This window comes from Arthrobacter alpinus (genome assembly GCF_001445575.1).
GTDB classification, from domain to species: Bacteria; Actinomycetota; Actinomycetes; order Actinomycetales; family Micrococcaceae; genus Specibacter; species Specibacter alpinus_C.
Map to the genome: position 1 here is coordinate 3,898,355 of NZ_CP013200.1, position 19,240 is coordinate 3,917,594.

At 58.7% G+C, this 19,240-nt stretch carries 16 protein-coding genes; 9 read left to right on the forward strand and 7 right to left on the reverse strand.

Going from position 1 to position 19,240, the window contains the following annotated elements:
• Positions 1–8: 8 nt before the first annotated feature.
• Together AS189_RS17315 and AS189_RS17320 are read right to left on the reverse strand one after the other, a co-directional pair.
• On the reverse strand, positions 9–1,430 hold the full coding sequence (locus AS189_RS17315) for a hypothetical protein (protein ID WP_129587328.1): 1,422 nt from the start codon (positions 1,428–1,430) through the stop codon (positions 9–11).
• Between the two features lie 357 nt (positions 1,431–1,787).
• A complete protein-coding gene (locus tag AS189_RS17320) occupies positions 1,788–3,299 on the reverse strand; it encodes an acetyl-CoA hydrolase/transferase family protein (RefSeq protein WP_082634408.1) in 1,512 nt (503 codons plus the stop codon).
• Between the two features lie 273 nt (positions 3,300–3,572).
• Here AS189_RS17320 and AS189_RS17325 point away from each other — a divergent pair, with 273 nt between their 5' ends.
• From AS189_RS17325 to AS189_RS17345, 5 genes are all read left to right on the forward strand, one after another.
• On the forward strand, positions 3,573–3,938 hold the full coding sequence (locus tag AS189_RS17325) for a hypothetical protein (protein WP_062291723.1): 366 nt from the start codon (positions 3,573–3,575) through the stop codon (positions 3,936–3,938).
• A gap of 101 nt (positions 3,939–4,039) precedes the next feature.
• The gene (locus tag AS189_RS17330; protein ID WP_062291726.1) at positions 4,040–4,429 is read left to right on the forward strand and encodes a hypothetical protein; all 390 of its coding nucleotides are present in this window, start codon (positions 4,040–4,042) and stop codon (positions 4,427–4,429) included.
• Positions 4,430–4,617: 188 nt separating this feature from the next.
• On the forward strand, positions 4,618–4,869 hold the full coding sequence (locus tag AS189_RS17335; RefSeq protein WP_062291729.1) for a hypothetical protein: 252 nt from the start codon (positions 4,618–4,620) through the stop codon (positions 4,867–4,869).
• Positions 4,870–5,043: 174 nt separating this feature from the next.
• The gene (locus tag AS189_RS17340; protein WP_062291732.1) at positions 5,044–5,391 is read left to right on the forward strand and encodes a hypothetical protein; all 348 of its coding nucleotides are present in this window, start codon (positions 5,044–5,046) and stop codon (positions 5,389–5,391) included.
• 70 nt (positions 5,392–5,461) lie between these two features.
• Positions 5,462–5,860 (forward strand): hypothetical protein, encoded by a 399-nt coding sequence (locus AS189_RS17345; protein ID WP_062291734.1) that lies wholly within the window; start codon positions 5,462–5,464, stop codon positions 5,858–5,860.
• Here the strand turns inward: AS189_RS17345 and AS189_RS17350 are convergent.
• The gene (locus AS189_RS17350) at positions 5,838–6,806 is read right to left on the reverse strand and encodes a DNA-methyltransferase (RefSeq protein WP_082634409.1); all 969 of its coding nucleotides are present in this window, start codon (positions 6,804–6,806) and stop codon (positions 5,838–5,840) included. The two genes, AS189_RS17345 and AS189_RS17350, sit on opposite strands and share 23 nt — an antisense overlap.
• A 197-nt stretch (positions 6,807–7,003) precedes the next feature.
• On the opposite strand from AS189_RS17350, the gene AS189_RS17355 reads away from it, so the two are divergent.
• Positions 7,004–9,514 (forward strand): ATP-binding cassette domain-containing protein, encoded by a 2,511-nt coding sequence (locus AS189_RS17355; RefSeq protein WP_062291737.1) that lies wholly within the window; start codon positions 7,004–7,006, stop codon positions 9,512–9,514.
• Between the two features lie 60 nt (positions 9,515–9,574).
• Here the strand turns inward: AS189_RS17355 and AS189_RS17360 are convergent, their stop codons facing one another.
• The 4 genes from AS189_RS17360 to AS189_RS17375 form a co-directional block, all read right to left on the reverse strand.
• A complete protein-coding gene (locus tag AS189_RS17360; RefSeq protein WP_129587330.1) occupies positions 9,575–10,132 on the reverse strand; it encodes a hypothetical protein in 558 nt (185 codons plus the stop codon).
• 141 nt (positions 10,133–10,273) lie between these two features.
• Positions 10,274–11,062, reverse strand: a complete 789-nt coding sequence (locus tag AS189_RS17365; RefSeq protein WP_237759914.1) for a glycosidase — start codon at positions 11,060–11,062, stop codon at positions 10,274–10,276.
• 122 nt (positions 11,063–11,184) lie between these two features.
• The gene (locus AS189_RS17370; protein ID WP_062291745.1) at positions 11,185–11,703 is read right to left on the reverse strand and encodes a hypothetical protein; all 519 of its coding nucleotides are present in this window, start codon (positions 11,701–11,703) and stop codon (positions 11,185–11,187) included.
• A gap of 128 nt (positions 11,704–11,831) precedes the next feature.
• A complete protein-coding gene (locus AS189_RS17375; protein WP_062291748.1) occupies positions 11,832–14,993 on the reverse strand; it encodes a DUF3427 domain-containing protein in 3,162 nt (1,053 codons plus the stop codon).
• A gap of 116 nt (positions 14,994–15,109) precedes the next feature.
• Here AS189_RS17375 and AS189_RS17380 point away from each other — a divergent pair, with 116 nt between their 5' ends.
• Genes AS189_RS17380 through AS189_RS17390 form a run of 3 tightly spaced genes read left to right on the forward strand, consistent with a single transcriptional unit; the run spans position 15,110 to position 19,228 of the window.
• The gene (locus tag AS189_RS17380; RefSeq protein ID WP_062291751.1) at positions 15,110–16,351 is read left to right on the forward strand and encodes an HNH endonuclease; all 1,242 of its coding nucleotides are present in this window, start codon (positions 15,110–15,112) and stop codon (positions 16,349–16,351) included.
• 58 nt (positions 16,352–16,409) lie between these two features.
• On the forward strand, positions 16,410–18,065 hold the full coding sequence (locus AS189_RS17385; protein ID WP_062291754.1) for an NERD domain-containing protein: 1,656 nt from the start codon (positions 16,410–16,412) through the stop codon (positions 18,063–18,065).
• The gene (locus AS189_RS17390; RefSeq protein ID WP_062291757.1) at positions 18,053–19,228 is read left to right on the forward strand and encodes a hypothetical protein; all 1,176 of its coding nucleotides are present in this window, start codon (positions 18,053–18,055) and stop codon (positions 19,226–19,228) included. The genes AS189_RS17385 and AS189_RS17390 overlap by 13 nt, the downstream gene beginning before the upstream one ends.
• Positions 19,229–19,240 lie beyond the last annotated feature (12 nt).

The window sequence follows — 19,240 nt, forward strand, 5'->3', positions numbered from 1 at the left end:
CCAGCAAGCTACGTATAAAGGAACACGCCAGCGCGGTAGCCGTACTTGGCTTCCAGTTGCTCGATGCCTGCGGGGTCGTGGCCTGTCAGAGCTTCTTGAATGGCTTCCGGAGGCGCAGGGAACTCAGCATTGAGGTGCTTCAGAGCCCAGGCGTTGCTGGTGAACGCCCATTCAAACACGAGTAAAGCCCCGATGACGGCGGCCCAGGTCAGCACGTGCGCCGCCGTCCAAGGGATTTCACGGTTCAATGGCGCCATCACCAAGTTGTGGGTGGTGAGCATGGTGAATCCGGCAGCGAAGAAGCCCGCAAAGACCGCCGCCTCCGTTGCCCCGAACGATACTCCGGAACGAATAAACCAACGGCTCCGCCGCATGAACTGCCAATAGACGGCTGCATTGATGAGCGTCAGGCCCGTGTAGAGCCAGAGTGCGGCCAGAGTCCACCATGGAACATCGTCCACCATGACCGGAACCAGCAGCGTTCCAAGCAGCGCAAAAACGGCAATGAGGGTGGGTGGGATCCCGATCAGTATGCGCGTGCGGCGGGCTACCCTGGGCGTGGACGGCCCACTCGGATCCGCCTCGTCCACCATCCACTGCGGGCTTTGAAACATGCCGGGCACTGAGATCTCACCCCTGACACCCGAATCAGATTCAGAACCAGAACCGGGACCGTCCGCATAGAACCCATCTGCATCTGCACCTGAGAAAGCCTGCGCTGCCGCCTTGTCACCGCTGATGTGCTCCCCCGCAACCGGCTCGTCAGCCAAATTGACGAATTCCTGTCCCACGTAGCGGCGCTCGATGAGAATGCGTTCCTGCACAAAGGGCCGTTCCGGGTCACTCCAGACATCGAATTCATTGTCCATGCTGGGAGCCCACACCTGATAGTCGAAGAACCGGATCCGCGTCGTCTCCAACCTACCGCCCGTCCGGTATTCCAGATCAACGTGAAACATTGCCCGGTTGTCCACAACAAATTGTTCGTTCGTCACGGCCACTACCGTGCCCACGGAATGCTCGCCGCCGGAGACAATGTCCCAGTGAATGCGGTGGTCTTCCCTGGCCTTCAGCCACATGATCCTCGCCAGCCGAGTTACCTTGATAACGGGAACCGTCAGGGCAACGGCCAGCCCTGCCAGTAATAGGAAGCCCACCCATTCATCCATCACAGCGCGGATAACTGCCGCGGCAACACACCCAAGAAGTAACCCAATCAGCACCGAAGCGTACGTCAGCCGCTGGCCGCGCCGTGGAACTACCGTGTGGCCAGAGTGCTCAGAAACTCGTTTAACTACCCCGTATCCCAGTACGTGTTTGAAGTCTTTGCCAATCTCATTGCCCAGACCCAACGCCCCCACCACGCCAATGACAAACAGCAGTGCTGGGACAAAGTGGGCAACGTCCACAAACACGCGGCCAATCTCCATGGGTGAAAGAAACCCAGCATTGCCACCGCCAAGGCACTGAGTAGGGCCACTAAACACAGGCGCGCAGCGTTTTTTGAACGAAGCCAAGCCATACCACCGGAGACGTCGGCAACGGCACCGTCTGCGCTCCCGGCGCTGCCCGTGACATGGGATATGCCATGACCGCCCCCTCCAGTTAGCTGAACTTTCATTCTCCACAGGGGTGGCGACGATGTCGAGGTACGCCACACCACCGCGCGCATTCAGGTATTCCGGAGTTGCTGGGAAACGACATCGATCCGGGAGAAAAGGCGGCTTAGAACGCGCTAAGCAGCCTTTTCTCACGGATCGATGAATAACCGAGCCCCAAAAATGGAGTTACAACCGCATGTCGCCGGTTTCGATGTAGCGCTGGTGCCACGACAGAGCCTCGCCCATCAAGTGTGGGGTGTGCTTGCCGTAGGAATCGCGCAGCGCACGGGTGAAGTAATCTTCCAGCATTGGCTTGTAGTCGGGGTGCGCCAGCTTCTCGGTGATCACCCGGGCGCGCTGCTTCGGAGACAGTCCGCGAAGGTCGGCGTAGCCCTGTTCGGTGATCAGCAGCATGGTGTCGTGTTCGGTGTGGTCAACGTGGCTGGCGAAGGGCACGATTCCGGAGATGCGCCCTTCCTTGGCAACCGATGGGGACATGAAAACGGAGAGGAAGCCGTTGCGGGCAAAGTCCCCGGAACCGCCAATGCCGTTCATAACGTGCGATCCCACGACGTTGGTGGAGTTCACGTTGCCGTAAATATCGGCTTCGATCATTCCGTTCAACGCCACGCAACCCAGACGGCGGATGAGTTCGGGGTGGTTGGAAATCTCCTGGGTGCGCAGCACAATGCGTGAGCGGTAGAAGTCCACGTGCCGGTTGAACTCGGCGATGCCGGCTTCGGACAGGGAGAAAGAGGTGGCGGAGGCGAACTCGATGGTGCCGTCCTTGATCAGGGCCAGCATGCCGTCCTGAATCACCTCGGTGTAGGCCTTGAGCCCGCGGTATCCGCCGCGAGCAAGCCCGGCCAGCACGGCGTTGGCAATGTTTCCCACGCCAGATTGCAGCGGCAGCAGCTTATCCGTCATGCGGCCAGTCTTGATTTCCCCGTCGAGGAAATCAAGCAGGTGATCTGCAATCTGGTTCGAGGTGGCGTCAGGCTCAGCAAAGGCAGAAAGCCGGTCCGGCGCGTCCGTTTCAACCACGGCAATGATCTTGTTGATATCCACGTCCAGGTACGGCTGACCGATCCGGTCTTCCGGCGCCGTCAACATGATGGGCTGGCGGAACGGCGGCAGCGCGGTCCCGTAGTAGATATCGTGCATGCCTTCAAGGCCGGCGGACTGCTGCGAGTTGACCTCGATGATCACGGCGTCGGCCATGTCCAGCCAGGTCTTGTTGTTGCCAACGGAGGAGGAAGGAATCAGGCTGCCGTCTTCGCGGATGCCCACCACTTCAATAATGGCGATGTTAATGTCGCCGTAGAAACCGAACCAGGTGTGCTGGGCAACGTGGCTGAGGTGAATATCCATGTATTCAATCTCGCCGTCGTTGATCCGCTTACGCAGCGCCGGATCGGACATGTACGGCAGGCGCAGTTCCATGCCGCCAGCCTTGGCGAGCACGCCGTCGAGCTCGGGGGCGGTGGAAGCACCGGTGAGGATCTTGATCTTGAAATCAGTGCCCGCAGCAGTTGCCGTTTCCATCTGTGCGGCCAGTGCTTGCGGCACTGCTTTCGGGTAACCGGCGCCAGTGAAGCCACTCATGGCGACTGTCATTCCGGGCTTGATCAGCGCTGCTGCCGCCTCGGGCGACATACGCTTCTCCAACAATCCGGCGTGGCGGATACGATCGTGCACAGGGTCCTCTTTCACATATTTCTTCGGAACATCCGTCCAAAGTCACCCAGACCACTCTAGACGGTGACGGAGAATACACGTAGCCAGGTATGTAGTCCATAGTTTTTGCAAAGCTTTAAGTACGACGGCGCCTACCGCCCTCGCCCGCGCACGTCACCGAATGCAGACGTCACCGTCCGCCGGCGGCACAGAAATGGCGCACCCGATCGAGCCTACTCCTGTAGCGGTGCCACGAACTGCAGAACCTTTGAACAATGCTGGTAGAACTAGAACATGACTGAGAACCCCAGCCTTACTCCAGCCCATGGCGACCGCGTGCAACAGGAACGCTCCCAGCTTGCCGGAACCGTGGTTGCGCTCGTCGGCTGGGCCGTTGTGGTGGTGCCGATCATTCTGATGTCCGTGCTCATTTTTGCTGCCGTCATGGAGCCATCTCAGAGCTTGGCAGCTCCTGCCCGGGTCGCACTGATCTTTGCCGGCGCAGTGCTGCTGTTCTGCATGATCGCAGCGCCGCACCTGCTGGGTCAGGCCGTGCGATTCAAGGAAAAGGCCATGTGGCGGGCAGCCCTCATTACCGGCATCCCCACGGTCTGCGTGGTTTTGTACTTTGTGTTCCGCTGGCTCAGTAATCTGGGCTGAGAATGCTTCGTAGGCACCGCACTGCGTGAAATTCCTTAGGCTTGGGCCCGGAACAGATATAATCCATTTGTTGGAGTAATAATAACGAAGGTGGAGTTCCTATGTCCCAACCGATGTATGAAGTCCCTGGCCAGCACCAGCTCAATTCTGGCGCACGGGCATCCGCAGTGGCTCGGGTCAAGCCCCGAAATGCCGTATGGGCCGTGCTCACGGCAGCCGTTGGGTATGGTCTTTTTGCGGTGCCAATCATCGTGCTGGTTTTTCTCGCCATGTTCAACTCCGTCAGCGGCCCCGGTTTGGGCGGCGGTCACGAAGGCGCTGGTTTCTTTGTATTCCTCTGTGTTGCAGGAATCTTGTGTATGGTCGCCAGCCCTGTCCTGATGGCCTGTGCATTCACCTTCCGCAAACTGGGCTTGTGGATAGCAGCCATCTGCACAGCGGCACCCGCACTGGTGGTGGCCGTCATGATCTACATTAAACTACCGGCGTAGCGATTTGACAGGCTTGCTTCAGCCACGCGTGCTCGAAACTTAAGCATGCCCCGCCCACAATGAGATCCCGTCCCAACTCCTGGCAGTATCGCGTTCGCAGGCGCCCGCCCCGGAAGCCACACCACACCGTTCCGTGTGGTGTGCTATGGCTATCACACTGGTGGGCTGGGCGGTATTGACCTACCCCCGTGGCGCTGCTGGCCCTATTGTCCCTTGTGGTCATGACGGGCACTCTGGACAGCACAACAACGGCTGCCAGCGTGGCCCTGGGAATTCCGGGATTCGTGGACACACTGAGCATGCTGGCGTTCCCGCCCCTGCTAGGCGAGGACGGCCGTTTCAGGGAAAAGGCCATGCTGCGGGCCGCTCTCATCACCGGCATCCCCACGGTCTGCGTGGTTTTATACTTTGTGTTCCGCTGGCTCAACAATCTGAGCTAATGCCGTATTAGAGCAGAGACACTCAGGGCCCCGAAGCTGGCGGTGATCGGCGCATTTTCCCTCTTTCCGGCTCTGTATGGCCTATTCAGCATCGACAGCGGAATGTTCTAACAACAGCAACACTATTTAGTCCATTCATTTGCTTAACCCGCTTGAGGGTGTTAGAAATAGGCTATGAAGAAGCTAGAACCGACCCAACTGCGGCGAGAAAAAGTGGACCGCAAGGTCGTCGCCAAATTGATCATCAGCATCGGCTGGCTCCTGGCCATCTACCCTTCCATCATGATTATCCAAATCGCCGCTGGACTAGGGGCATTGAGCGTCGAAGTCGACGACGAGACCGGCGGCGCCGTCCTCTTCATGATCATTGCCATCGTTTTGGTGATCTGCACGGTAGGCGCGCCACTCTTCGCCGGCCTGGGCCATGCCCGCAAAAGTCTGGAATTGCGAGTGTGGGCTGTCCTCATGGGCATTCCGGCCGTGATCGTTGCCGGCTCCCTTTACTTATACCCCCTCAGCTGAGGCACTAAACACCCGCCAGCACCTGCGTGAAGCACAGCCCGCATCCAGCAGTGCGTGTCAGAATAAGTTCATGCCCCGCCCTCATCGTGAGATCCCGTCCCAGCGTTTGGCCGCATCTGTGGCTCAGTCGGCCGCCTCCCCGAAGCCGCATCGTCCACCGTGGTTGGGCATTGTTATTGCCATCGTGGGCTGGGCTTTGCTGGCTTATCCCGCCATTATTCTGGGCTTGGTCTCGTTCATCATCATGACTGGAGCTTCCGATACCGGAACCACGGCACCCGCCATCGCCTTGGGCATTTTGGGTTTCCTAGCCACACTGGCCATGCTCGCGTTCCCGCTCCTGCTGGGTCTTGCCGTGAAGGCACGACGCCGGTCACTCTGGATCGCGGCGTGCCTCACCGGAGTTGTGACTATCGGCGCATGTATCTACCTCGCCGTGGAGTGGTTTATCCCGCTGGGATCTCTGTAGCGGCTTCCTGCTGAACGGCTGGGATCGCCGCAACGGCCTCATGCTTGACGAAGGTGACCTGCTCGGGGTCTAAGCGAGTGCGCATGACCTCGATGGCCTCAGGATTTTGGTCCACCATGACGAAGTGGCGTTCAAGTTCCAGAGCTGCGGCGCCGGTAGTGCCGCTGCCCCCGAAGAAGTCCAGTACCCAGTCACCACGTTCGGTACTGGCGGAGATGATGCGGCGCAGAATGCCGACAGGCTTCTGCGTGGGGTAACCCGTCTTTTCGCGGCCGTTGGGTGAAACGATCGTATGCCACCAAGTATCGGTGGGCAGCTTGCCCAGCGCTACTTTTTCGGGTGTCACAAGCCCGGGTGCCATGTACGGTTCGCGGTCCACTTCGGCACTGTTGAAGTAGTAAGTCTTGGGGTTCTTAACGTAGACCAAGATGTTGTCATGCTTGGCAGGCCAGCGCTTTTTTGAACGGGCGCCATAGTCGTAGGCCCAAATTATTTCGTTCAGAAAGCATTCGCGACCAAAGAGTGCATCTAGCAGGACCTTCGCATAATGGACCTCGCGGTAATCGAGGTGCAGGTACAAGGTCCCGTCGTCCTTGAGCAGACGCCAGGCCTCTTCAAGCCGAGGTTCCAGGAATTCCCAGTAGTCACCGAAAGAATCGTTGTAGCTGAGCGTCAGGCCCTTGATGGTCTCGTAGCTACGGCCCTGAAAACCAACACGTGAGCCGGTTTCGCTGCGTACGTTTGTCATGTTGTTGCGGGCCTGGACCTTGCCGGTATTGAACGGCGGATCGATGTAGATGAGCCGGAAGCTTTCATCCGGAAGCGTCCGCAGGAAGCTGAGGTTGTCACCCTCAGCCACCAGGTTTCCACCCTCCGCATGCCAGGCGCTGACAGGCTTTGTCGCCGAGGCGGGGCTCAGGGTGGAATCGCTCGCATCGGTTGTCATGCTTCAAGGCTAGCGGTGCTGCGCGCCTGCGGCGAAACGCTGCCTCCCTCGGTGACGCGCCCTGGCCTTTGCCGCATGTTCTAGCCCACGGTTCAGGCTCAGTCGCTCCCCAAAAGGTGACCCGTTGTTGAATGCGCGGCAGCCACGACATGCCACAGGCCACAGCGCAGCTACGGGATTCGGTCTAGGGTCGAAGGATGGCTCTTCACCACGAATCAGACATGCACTTGATGACAACGAACAAGGAACGCGCAGGCTTTCTACAGGTGCGCGGCGCCCGCGAGAACAACCTCAAGAACGTAGATGTGGATGTTCCTCGAGATGCCATCGTCGCGTTTACCGGTATTTCCGGGAGCGGCAAATCCTCCTTGGCCTTCGGCACCATCTTCGCTGAGGCCCAACGTCGCTTCTTTGAGTCGGTGGCACCGTATGCCCGTCGGCTCATCCAACAAGGTAATACGCCTCATGTGGAATCAATCTCAGGGCTTCCCCCGGCAGTCGCCATGGCGCAGCGACGCGGCAGTCCCAGCACGCGCTCTTCTGTGGGAACGGTGACAACACTGTCAAACTCGCTGCGCATGCTGTACTCCAGGGCAGGTGACTATCCGGAAGGCGCCGGCATCCTGTACTCGGATTCATTCTCGCCCAACACTGTGGCCGGAGCCTGCCCCGTGTGCCACGGCTTGGGCATAGCCCATACGGTCACCGAGGAGTTGCTGGTACCCGATCCCAATCTCTCCATCAGGGACGGTGCCATTGCAGCGTGGCCACGCGCATGGCAAGGGAAAAACCTGCGGGACATCCTCACGCACTTAGGCTACGACGTCGACCGTCCATGGAAGAAGCTGCCAAAGAGCGAACGTGACTGGATCTTGTTCACTGAAGAACAGCCTGTTGTGGAAGTGACACCGCAACGGGATCGGGTGGCGAAACCCTACAAAGGCAAATTTTGGAGTGCCCGCAGTCACGTTCTGCATACACTGGCCAATTCCAAGAGTGCACCCATGCGTGAGCAGGCATTAGCGTTTATGCATTCGGGTCCTTGCCCAGTCTGCGGCGGGAGCGGGCTGAAGCCTGAAGCGCTGGCGGTCACGGTGGCGGGCCACACCATCTCCGCCATGAACGCCTTGCCACTAACGGAACTCGCCGCGACGCTGGAGAACCTCAGCGCGGGCCCAGTGGGAGATGACGGCAGCCGTGAAGCGGTCGCAGCGGCAATCGCACAGGATCTAAATCACCGCATTGCCGTGCTGCTGAACTTGGGTTTGGGATATCTGAGCCTAGGGCGCAGCACGCCAACGCTTTCCCCCGGGGAAATGCAACGACTGCGGATCGCAACACAATTGCGCTCTGGCCTGTTCGGTGTCATCTATGTGCTGGATGAACCCTCCGCGGGCCTGCATCCGGCCGATGCCGAACCGCTTCTGGAGGTGTTGGAACAGCTCAAAACAACAGGGAACACGGTGTTCATTGTCGAGCACAATATGGACATGGTGCGTAGGGCGGACTGGCTGGTGGATGTAGGTCCGCTGGCCGGGGAACAGGGTGGGCATGTTGTCTATAGCGGGCCCGTGGAGGGGCTTGCCGATGTTGCAGAGTCGCTGACGCGACCATTTCTGCTGGGCGAGCTATCCCCCGCTGCGCCACTGTCAACGCAGTCCGCTGCGACCACTGGTGGCAGGCGGGCCCCTGGCGGATGGTTGGAGTTGCGGGGCATCACCAAACACAATTTGCAGGAGCTTGAGGCTCGGGTGCCGCAGCACGCGTTGGTGGCTCTCACGGGGGTTTCCGGCTCCGGGAAATCCACGCTGTTGCAGGTTCTCAACAGCGCTGCTGGCGGGCAAATCGATGCCGACGATCAAGGACTTACCGCGACTGTGGCACGTGCAGGCTTTGATGGCGTTGATCGAGTGGTTCAGGTGGACCAACGGCCTATTGGCCGGACTCCACGGTCAAATCTCGCCACGTACACCGGGATGTTCGACGCCGTCCGTCGTGAATTTGCGGCGGTCCCCGAAGCCCGGGCCAAGGGGTTCACGGCGGCTAGATTCTCCTTCAATGTTGCGGGCGGGCGCTGTGAAACTTGCCTGGGCGAGGGCTCGGTCGCCGTGGAGCTTTTGTTTCTGCCAGGCAGCTACGGACCGTGTCCGGTGTGCCACGGTTCCCGGTTCAATGAAGAGACGCTCACAGTGAAGTACCGCGGGAAAACCATTGCCGATGTTCTCCGGCTGACGGTGGATGCGGCAGCTGAGGTGTTGGCGGACATTCCGGCCGCGGTACGAAGCCTGGCCACCCTGCGCGAAGTGGGCCTGGGCTATCTGCGGCTTGGGCAGCCTGCCACCGAACTTTCCGGTGGTGAGGCCCAGCGGATCAAGCTGGCGACCGAGCTGCAGCGGCCCCGGCGCGGCCATTGCCTCTATCTTCTGGATGAACCGACCACCGGTCTGCATCCGGCCGATGTGCAGTTACTGCTGCATCAGCTCAACCGTTTGGTCGAGGCCGGAAACACAGTGGTGGTGGTTGAACACGATATGGATGTGGTGGCTTCGGCCGATTGGGTCATTGACCTTGGACCGTCCGGTGGAGCCGACGGTGGCCGCATTATGGCTGCTGGTACACCGGAGGAAGTTGCGGGTGTCCCGCAGAGCCGCACTGCCACCTACTTGGCCGCTGCCCTGCGGCGTCGCAACGGCCCCTCCGCAACGTAGCTGCCGCTCGGTGACTCGCTCCTGCCTGCGGTGGCGGCAGGCAGGAGCTATCAACAGAGGCTAGAGAGCGCCCTTGAAGATGGCGGCCTTGTCGGTGAACATGTTGGGTCCACTGATCTCCACGCGGACTGCACCAGCATCTGCGGCGGCAATTCCAGCGCCGAACTTCACGGTCTGGGTCTCGCCGGGCAGGATGGTGCTCAACATATTCAGACCAAGGTCACTATCCATGTCGGACACGGATTCGGTCTGCTTGTTCTTGTCACCGACGGTGACCTTTGGGAGTGACATGAGGCCCGCTTCGAGGTCCTCGTCGCTGCCGTTCACAACGGTCAATTCAAAGACGGCAGCCTGGCCTTCTACGGCGCCGTGGGCGTACTGGCCGACCGGCTGGAAGCCGAGCGAGGTCACAGTGACCTTCACGCCGCTTTCGTAGGTGACGGTTCCGCCCAAGGCAGCGGAGCGGTCCGCGGGCTTTTCGGCCGTCTTTGCAGCAGGCTTCTCGGCCTGGCTGGCTGCCGACTCAGCGCCAGCGACGCTGTCAACGGTGGGCGCCGGGCTGGAACAGCCGGCCAACAAAAGTGCCGCCAGAGGCAAAGCAACTAACAACTTTTTCAAGATTTCCCCTACGAGTGATGATGAAAGGCCAGCAGGACCGCCAAGAACGGTACTGCAACCAAATCCGTGGTGGATTGGGCCTATTCACAACGTACGTTGAGGGTCTGACAAAGTAGTTCGTAGGGTTCCAGCTGCCGCCTTCTACTCCCCGCGCAGCACGTCCTTCGTGGCGTGGTTGTAGTGGAAAGTCACCGGTCCTCCGGCGTGGGCGAACTCGTGGTTGGCGCCATCCAGCAGACCAAAAGCACCGTAGTTCTCATCCCAGTTGCCGTTCAGCACAGCCTTGTAGCTGTACTGCCCGGCGGGGAGCTCGGCCGATAGCTGCCAAACGCCAGCAGTAGAGTCGAGCTGCATCTGCACGTTGGAGTGGCTGGGATCCCAGTTCGCCGCACCGAGCGCTTCGCCGAAGGTCCCGGCCAGGGCCACCGCTGCCGGCTGCTCGGCCTGTACGACGCCGGACGCATCCGTTTCGCTCGCTGCGCTGGCCTTGGCGGTGGTTGCCTTGGTGGCCGGCTTCTTGGCTGGAGTCTTTTTTGCCGCTGGCTTCTTAGCCGCTGGCTTTTCCGTGGTCTGCTCGGGCAACGGGGTGCCTGCGGGTATCAAAGTACCGTTACCCAAGGCCTCTGCCAGCTTGTCGGCGGTGTCGAAAGCAACCGTGGCGCGCAGCCCGTTGTCGGTGATCTCCCAACCGCCCCGACCTTTGGTCATCCAGCCAGCCTTGACCAGATCTGCCGTGGCTTTGGTGAGGTTCTTATGTCCGCGGGGAATGCCGCCGCTGAGAAGCTCGGACTCTTCCTTGGTGAAGGGGATGCGAGTGGCCGCCTCGGCCAGGACCTCTCCCCCGTTGGGCTTCTCGTCCAGCCCCGATCCGGCGGCCATGATGTCCAAAACTACTTTGAGTCGACGGTTGGTGTTTTCTCGAATGCTCACGGCTGATCTCCTATGGAAGCGGGGTACATGTCCACTGTGGCACGGGGAGAAGTTACGCGACAGTAGATGACGTAATCCAACCACTGAGGCCCGGTGACTAGGACTGTTGGAACTAAGAAAACCTACCCGCCCAATTCCCCTGTACAGTCTTCGTCTGACACCTTGGCGCTGACGTGGATGTTAGAAGTATTCTTTTCGTTGATTCGAATTTCGCCGCCGTGATGATCCTGGGAGCTTATACCGGTCCATCCGCCCTTGAGAGAGTCTGTATCGATGACCGGGGAGAAACCCGCATTCTTAAGGATGGGGGCGATGGTATCCATGACGGGTTCCCACTCGCCGGCTAGCCCACTCAAGTGTTGCTGTGACCGTAGTGTTCCGATGCTGAGGATGCACTCTCCATCATTATTCTCCGCCATGCGTGTGTGCTGATTTTCGACAGGAGCCCACTCAAGGCCAGGATATTCTGTGCTCAATACTTCACTGATCTCGGTAGACAGCTGCTGATATTTTGGCCCGGCTTCAGCAGCTGGCAACAGAGTCAAAGCAGGGCGCGTCGCCACGCCACAGGCACTCACGGCAAATACAGGGATCATGACTAACGCTGCAACGCCTTGATTTTTGAGGAAACTGTTAACCATTCGGCAAGCATACTTATTGACTTGAGAACTCCCGATGGGTTGGACTGCCCATGCAAGTGCAAGCAATTGACGTATTTTCGATTTTCACCCATAAGCCTGTCCAGCGCGCCACAGTCCATGGAACCCATCTACTGAGCGACAGCGGCCGCATCGGCGTACACGTCGGCAGGCATAGGGCGGTGCAATTTCCATGTGATTGCAATCGGTTTCCCGCCCTTGTGCCGAACATAGTCGACCTGGCCCAGACATGTGTAAGGCGCGGTTAGGCCTGTTTCGTCGTCAGCCTTGTCGCGACTAAAGATCAGAACTTGGGAATCGTGCCCCTTCGAATCCAAGTAGCGCCTGCCAGTCGGGCTTTCTGGAGACGTGGCGTTCTGGGACTCCCAGTGGAAGAGCTCTGGGCTCAACGCATAGTCCTTGTACATGGTCGTCGCCGAATGGTTTACAGCATCCTTGCTGAGCGTCACGAAGAAGGCATCTGTGCGACTTGGTTCGCACCATGCAACTCCACCCATACTGATGATTTTTCTCTGCTGATCGGTGTCGAGGGATTTCGCGCCCAGTGCGGCGAGAACCTCGTACCTGCCGTAGGTGAGGTGGCTTTGCAAGGGCGACCAAGTCAGTGCTCCTCCGAGCGTCTTGCCGGTACGTTTGGATGTCGCAGCACCCAGTGCAACTACTTGGGCTATCTCACTGCAGACAAACGGATACCGACGGAGATTATCGAAGCCCTCCTCGTAACTCTCGAACCCTCCCCCGTTATCCCACAAAGTAAAGAAAAGCATCCTTGCAAAGGTCTGTTCTCTCGGCGATAAATCGGCGTAGGCGGGCGCGTCGGTTCCAACAATCATCGAGTACGCGTCAGCACGCTCGCGATCGTCAACATGGATTAGCGATGCCATCCGGGTCAGCAATTTCTTTTCCTCGGCAGACGCTACTTCGTAGAGCTTGCCTGCTACTGCTGCTTCCGCCGGTGACATCCAATCGATCAGTCCCGCCAGTCTGAGGTACTCCGTCCATGAGTTCTTGGTTGACTTATAGATTGTCTTGATGTCGTGGCCGGACTTTGCCAAGTAGCCAGCCAGATACAACTCGCCGTAAGACTTGATATCGGCAGTCAGCTTGGGCTTGTTCAGCTTCAACTGCGCCTTCAGATTCTCAAGGACTACGTCTTTGGCGACCCTGTCGAGCACGATCTGAGAACCGGAAGGCAGGAATGGGAAGTCCTGGTCAACAGCCTTTTCCAGTTGTTTGCGTCCATAGCCGGTCATTGCCCGGAAGCGAACGTCAAAGCGGAACTCCCTGTGCTGCTGGCCAATGAAATCCATGACCGTCAGGACGGCCTTTCCCTTTGCCCGCCGGAGTCCACGGCCCAGCTGCTGCATGAAGATCGTGGCACTCTGTGTGGGCCGCAACAGCAGGATCGTATCCACCTGTGGCAGGTCAAGGCCCTCGTTGAACAAGTCGACAGCGAAAATGCAGTTGATTTCCCGTTTTTGCAGGCGGCTCAGCGCAAGGGCGCGTTCGCCGTCGTCAGTCTGGCCCGAAACGGCCACTGATTTGATCCCCGCAGCGTTGAATACCCGCGCCATATATTCCGCGTGCTGTATGGAAACACAGAAGCCGATGGCTCGCATGTGCTCGCTGCTTGTGACCTTGTCTTGGAGTTCTTTGATGATCTTCCCAGCGCGCACATCATTGCCCGTATACACCTCACTCAGCTGCTGCAGGTCGTACGAGCCGCGCTTCCAGTCCAAACTACTCAGGTCTACACCGTCGGAGACTCCGAAATAGTGGAACGGCACGAGCAAGTCCGCGTCGAGGGCATCCCAAAGGCGCAGCTCGCTCGCGGTCCGACCCTCAAAGAATTCGTCGGCAACATGGATGCCGTCGCCCCGCTCGGGTGTCGCCGTCAATCCGAGGAATTCCTGAGGAGTCAGGTGATCAATGAGTTTTCGGTAGGTCTTGGCTGCGGAGTGGTGGAATTCGTCGATAACAACAACATCGAATTTGGACGGGTCAAAATTGTCGAGATTCTTGGCAGTGAGTGACTGAACGCTGGCAAAAACGTGTTTCCACTCCTGCGGTTTGTGATCACCGACGAAGAGTTCGCCAAAGGAACCACTCTGCATGACGTTCCTGTACGTCGTCAGTGACTGCTGCAGAATTTCCTTGCGATGGGCGACGAAGAGCAGGGTAAGTTTCCTACCGGACGCTTCACACAGCCGCCTGAAGTCTAGGGCGGCGATGACGGTTTTGCCAGTGCCTGTTGCCGCAACCAGCAGATTCCGATGGAATCCCTTATTGCGTTCCGCTTCAAGGTCCTCGAGCATCTCGACCTGGTGCAGGTAGGGTTCGACCTCAAGCCCGGTGTAGCCGCTGGGAGCAGACGTCCTCGTATCTCCATTCCGCAACAGCGCGGCATCCAATTTTTCCGCATCTGTTGCGGGGTCATAGGGCTGAAAGGCGCGTTGTTCCCAGTAGCTATCAAACGTGATGGCGAACTTCTGAAGCAGAGCTGGCGTTCCAATGTTGGAAAGCCGCACGTTCCATTCCAGGCCGTCCAGCATCGCGGCGCCGCTGAGATTGGAGCTGCCCACGTAGGCAGTGCTGAACCCGGTATTGCGGTGGAAGAGCCACGCTTTAGCGTGAAGCCGCGTGGACTGAGTCTCGTAGCTGATCTTGACCTCAGCACCGTATCTCTTGACTAATTCGTCGATCGCCCTGCGCTCTGTGGCTCCCATATAGGTCGTGGTGATGACGCGGAACCTTCCACCGCGGGCCTTGAGCGCATCCAGTGCAGGTTCAAGCAGGCGGATTCCTGTCCACCTGATGAATGCACAGAGCAAATCAACGGTGTCAGCCGATTCGATTTCTGCGCGGATCTCTGCGGCCAGGTTCGGATCGTCCTTGCCATTTGTCAGCAACGCGCTGTCGCTCAAGCTTGTGGTGGGCCTTCGCAGCTGGCGGCGTTTGAGGACATCGGGACGGTGAAGGGAACGAAGCTGCGTTGGCCCTGCAGTGACCTCGTTGTCCGGATCAATGATGGCAAGCAACTGGTTGACTTTGGCAACCCGGTCTTCTGCAACGGTGTTGGCCAGCAAACGTTTCACTGTTTCCGCGACATGGCGTGACAATGCCTGCGGCGAACTGGCCTCGTCGATCCGGGAGCTCGTTGCCTCTAGTTCCGGCACGGCACGGAGGCGTGCCGTCAGGTCCTGGGTGTGGAGGAGTTCGTAAAGTCCCTCTTCAAGCTGCGCCGGCGCGTTTTCCCCATCAAAAGTGTTCACCTGGCCAGGCTATGTGGTGGTTGCGACAAAGACGAAAATGATTGCCTCTGGAATATGACACCGCCCAGAGCAGCTTTCGAGTACGGACATGGCCGTCAGTCGCTAGTATCTGGACCATGGAACATTTCACGGGCATTACGGACGCAGCCTTCAGAAGGGCGATTGACGAAGCCAAATCAATGACGCGCGATGAATTCCGGAAGCACTACAACTTTGGCAAGTCGACTACTTACGTCGCAGTGAATGAAGGCGTGGCTGTAGACCCCAAGGCCCTGCTTGCTGCGGCTTATCATCACCAGTTCCCAGACTCGGCCCGGCTTACGCCTGCCAGCTTCTCCAGTTCCGCGACCACTCGCTCGATTCTCGAAGGCTTTAACTGCAAGATCCTTAGGGAGGTCGTGCATGACGAGCCGGTGTCCGCTACCACTGTGCCGCCGAGTATCCCGGGGCCACTGGCAGTTCCACCTGCGGCCTGGTGGGTAAATCAGTCGGAGAATTTCCATTTGGTCTATCCAGCGGGGACGCTGTGGGCTCCCGTCGCTGACAGTCGCGGCACAGTCCCTAGCCACTGGGCGGTCATCCATGAATTGCGCCCGGGTGATCTAGTAATCCACCGGCACAACGATCAAGTCCGTGGCCTGAGTACGGTCATTACGACACCTGTCAAAACGCTCAGGCCGAGTGGCTACGTCGACCCACTAGATACAGAAGGCTACCTTGTACTTGTAAATCCAGTTGGCTACGTCAACATTCCAGCTAGGAGCCTGTTGGAGAAACTGGAGAAGGGTACTGGACCGCTAAACAAGAACGGCAAATTGTCCAGAAAATACATAGCCCCGCTCCCTGTTGAGACGACGCTGCAGGCCTTGCAGGATCAAGGTGTGGCCTTCGTTGATTCTGCCGAAAAACTTAATACCGACGCAAACATCGAAAAAATATTCACAATAGATGGGCCTACCGACCGACTGGTTGCTGCCCAATCCCGCGTTGAGCAGAACTTCCTGCGGGCTCAGCTTCTGAGCAAGGGAGACATTACCTGTGCCCTATGCGGAAGGCACCTGCCAGCAGATCTTCTTGTAGCAGGCCATATTAAGAAGAGATCGATGATGACGGAATCCGAGCGCCTGGACTTCAACCACAACTCGATGCTGGTGTGTGTCTTGGGATGCGACTCTTTGTTCGAAAAAGGCTACATTTCAGTTGATGACCGAGGTTTAATCCGCGGTACAAGTGAGGTGCCAAGGGCTGTACATGATGTCGTCAGTCAACTGATCGATAGGCCATGTCCTAAGTTTGAGTCCCGTTCTGCTGGCTACTTCAGATGGCACTGGCAGAACGTGTTCGAATCCGCACTTTGAGAGCCAACCGGCTAAGACTCAGCAAGCCCCCGCCAGCAACTCCGAGAGGAACCCAGCCGTGCGCCTCATTCCGCCCGAACCAGATTTCGCCGATGGTCAGCTTGCCGAAAAGGCCGTCTGGGATGCCCTAAAAGCATCACTGCCTGACGACGTCGTCTTGGTCCACTCGGTCCAGGTCCGGCACGGACGAGCGGAGCACGAGATCGACATTCTGGTGCTCTGGCCCGGCGCAGGTCTGGCAGCCATTGAGGTCAAGGGCGGCCTAGTCACTAATGAGCACGGCCAGTGGTTCCAATCCGGAGGAGCTGATGGCAAACGCAAACTGAAAGACCCGCTGGCCCAGTCCCAAGGCTCCCAACATGCCTTCAAGCTGTGGCTGCAGGACCACATGGGAATGCTGCTAACAAGCAGGTTCGTCTACATGGCCGCATTCCCCTACTCATCGGTCGGCCAAGAATGGGTCAAGTCCGGCAATCCTCGGGACATGTTTCTAGATCAGGACGATCTCAAAAATCCTGCCGAACTGATTCGCCACGCTATCGAAGTCGAAGGAAACGGCACGGGACCGCTAGCTAAGCCATTCTTGGAGAGAATTATCCCCAAGCTCGAGGGAAATCTTGACCAAGCCAAAAATGACGCAGCCGGCTATGGAGAAGATGAAGACAAGCAGGATCACCTGACGGAGCGGCAGAAGGTCCTGCTTTCTGCGACTCGTTCATTGCCACGCATCAGGTTCACCGGCGGCGCCGGGAGTGGCAAAACCTGGCTGGCGGTGGAAAAGGCCAGGGAGCTGTGCAAATCGAGAAAACGCGTGGGTTTGTTTTGCTACAACAAGGGACTTGGCATGTACCTGTCCGACCAAGTCGGCGGCTGGCGGCAGGCGCAGCCCGCATTTACCGGTGAGTTCCATGAATTCGTGAAGTCCCTGGGTGTCCCCGACGGCGAGGGTCAGGACTATTACGATGTGGAAATGCCCCGGATTTTGAAAGAGCTTGCCGCAGACCTTCCGGAGCATGAGAAGTTCGATGCCGTGATCGTTGATGAGGCGCAGGACTTTGCCCCGCTGTGGTGGGAGGCGCTGCGTGCCTGCCTGAAGGACCCTGAAGAGTCTGAAATCTATGCGTTTATGGATGATGGCCAGGACGTCTACAAGCGCTGGTCCAGCGATGATGCAATAGCCGATCTCCTCCCGATCCACATTGACGAGAATCTGCGCAATACAAAGAAGATTGCCGAAACTTTCAAGGACTTTGCGGGGGATAAGTTCATCTCCCGAGGCAGCACCGGAATGGCCGTCCGGATGGTCCAATGTGCTACGGATGCCGCTTTGGACGTTGCGAGTAGCTGCATCGATGCACTCATTGAAGACGGCTGGACCAATAACCAAATTGCCCTGCTGACAACCAAAAACCGGCATCCAATCCATCTGGAATACTCTGATCGCAATGAAATCGGTGAGTACTGGCGTGAATTCCATGCCAACGAAAGTGAGTTCTACGGCCACGTCTTGGGCTTCAAAGGTCTTGAACGCTCCGTTGTTATCCTGTGCGTCAATGGTTTCAAGGATATGGAGCGTGCAGCCGAGCTGCTTTATGTTGGGCTTTCCCGAGCACGAACGTTGCTGGTGGTTGTTGGCGACACGGGGCTGATCGCCGAGGCCGGCGGCACGCAGCTACGTTTAGCTCTTTCTCGGGCGCGGCAGTGGAGCCCGTAATCGCTCGGCGGACCGTGTTTGGCGTGGCCGGAATTGCGGCTCTCGCCCTAGCCGGCTGCACCACAGATGGTGTGCCAGGGCAGAAGCCCAGCACCGTTGCTGCCCCGAAGCCGTCAGCGGGCACGGCACCCACGGCGAGCCATCCGCCGTCGAACTCTTCCTTTCTGCTGGCGACACTGGCGCACACGGACAAGATCGCGCGCATCGATCCGGAGAACCAGGACAAGGACGCGGTTGAATTCCTCACTGTTGGTGCGGCACCGTGGGGCATTGGCGTCTACTCCCCCACCCATGCCGCTTATGTGGCGACTGCGGAGGGCTTGGCGGTTGTAGATTTGGCGACGTTCAAGCGGGAAGCCTTGGTGCCGTACCTGCATCCAGCGCCAGAAATTAGCCAGGGCGAGTACCGTCCGGGTGGGCTGGGCCTGGCCGTTGCGCCCGACGGATCAGCCGTTTACGTTGCCGTCAGTGTGGATACGCAGACGTGTTTCCTCGAAGTGTTTGATGTTCAGCGGGGAGTTTTCACGGGCTCGGTGCGGGTGGGGTGGCGGCCGTTCGATGTTGTGGTGGCCCCCGACGGCGCGTGGGTGGCGACCATAGATCACGACAGTTTCACGGTCACGGTGGTGGACCCCGCTTCGCTCCATGCCACGACCCGCAAGATTGCACCCTTTGGGACGGAAGGCGGGCTGGCCTCCTGGGAGAAGATCCATTACGCCGCAGTGGATGCGGACGGGACAATTCTGCTGCCCGTGCAGGGGAAGGTTGTGGTGCGGCTTGACCCAGTGACAGGCAAGTCCAGCACCATTCCCAGCGCCGCAAATTCGCACGCTCACGGCACCGCTCTTGCCAGACGCCTTCTGCTCACTGTGGGGACTGGGTCCTTTGGCAATGCCGACGGCGTCCCGAACCTTTCCGTGCTCAATCTTGACACCGGTGACGAACGAATCGCGCCCCTGGACGTTCCTCATGAAACAGTCATGGTCTGGAGCGATGCTGCCGGGGCAGACTGGGCGGTTGTGGCGGGCGGCAACACCCGGGACGAGGGCTGGGACGGAATAACGTTTGTCCGGCTCAGCGACTTTGAACAACGGAAGTTGAACGTGCCCGGGTACCCACAAGTTGTTGTTGCGTACCAGGGCACCGGACGCGGCGCCGCCTGAACTGCGGATGTT

Coding starts and splice junctions, on each gene's coding strand:
- AS189_RS17370 (WP_062291745.1), bottom strand. CDS start 11,703: ATGGTTAACAGTTTCCTCAAAAATCAAGGCGTTGCAGCGTTAGTCATG.
- AS189_RS17355 (WP_062291737.1), top strand. CDS start 7,004: ATGGCTCTTCACCACGAATCAGACATGCACTTGATGACAACGAACAAG.
- AS189_RS17350 (WP_082634409.1), bottom strand. CDS start 6,806: ATGACAACCGATGCGAGCGATTCCACCCTGAGCCCCGCCTCGGCGACA.
- AS189_RS17330 (WP_062291726.1), top strand. CDS start 4,040: ATGTCCCAACCGATGTATGAAGTCCCTGGCCAGCACCAGCTCAATTCT.
- AS189_RS17380 (WP_062291751.1), top strand. CDS start 15,110: ATGGAACATTTCACGGGCATTACGGACGCAGCCTTCAGAAGGGCGATT.
- AS189_RS17325 (WP_062291723.1), top strand. CDS start 3,573: ATGACTGAGAACCCCAGCCTTACTCCAGCCCATGGCGACCGCGTGCAA.
- AS189_RS17315 (WP_129587328.1), bottom strand. CDS start 1,430: ATGGAGATTGGCCGCGTGTTTGTGGACGTTGCCCACTTTGTCCCAGCA.
- AS189_RS17345 (WP_062291734.1), top strand. CDS start 5,462: ATGCCCCGCCCTCATCGTGAGATCCCGTCCCAGCGTTTGGCCGCATCT.
- AS189_RS17340 (WP_062291732.1), top strand. CDS start 5,044: ATGAAGAAGCTAGAACCGACCCAACTGCGGCGAGAAAAAGTGGACCGC.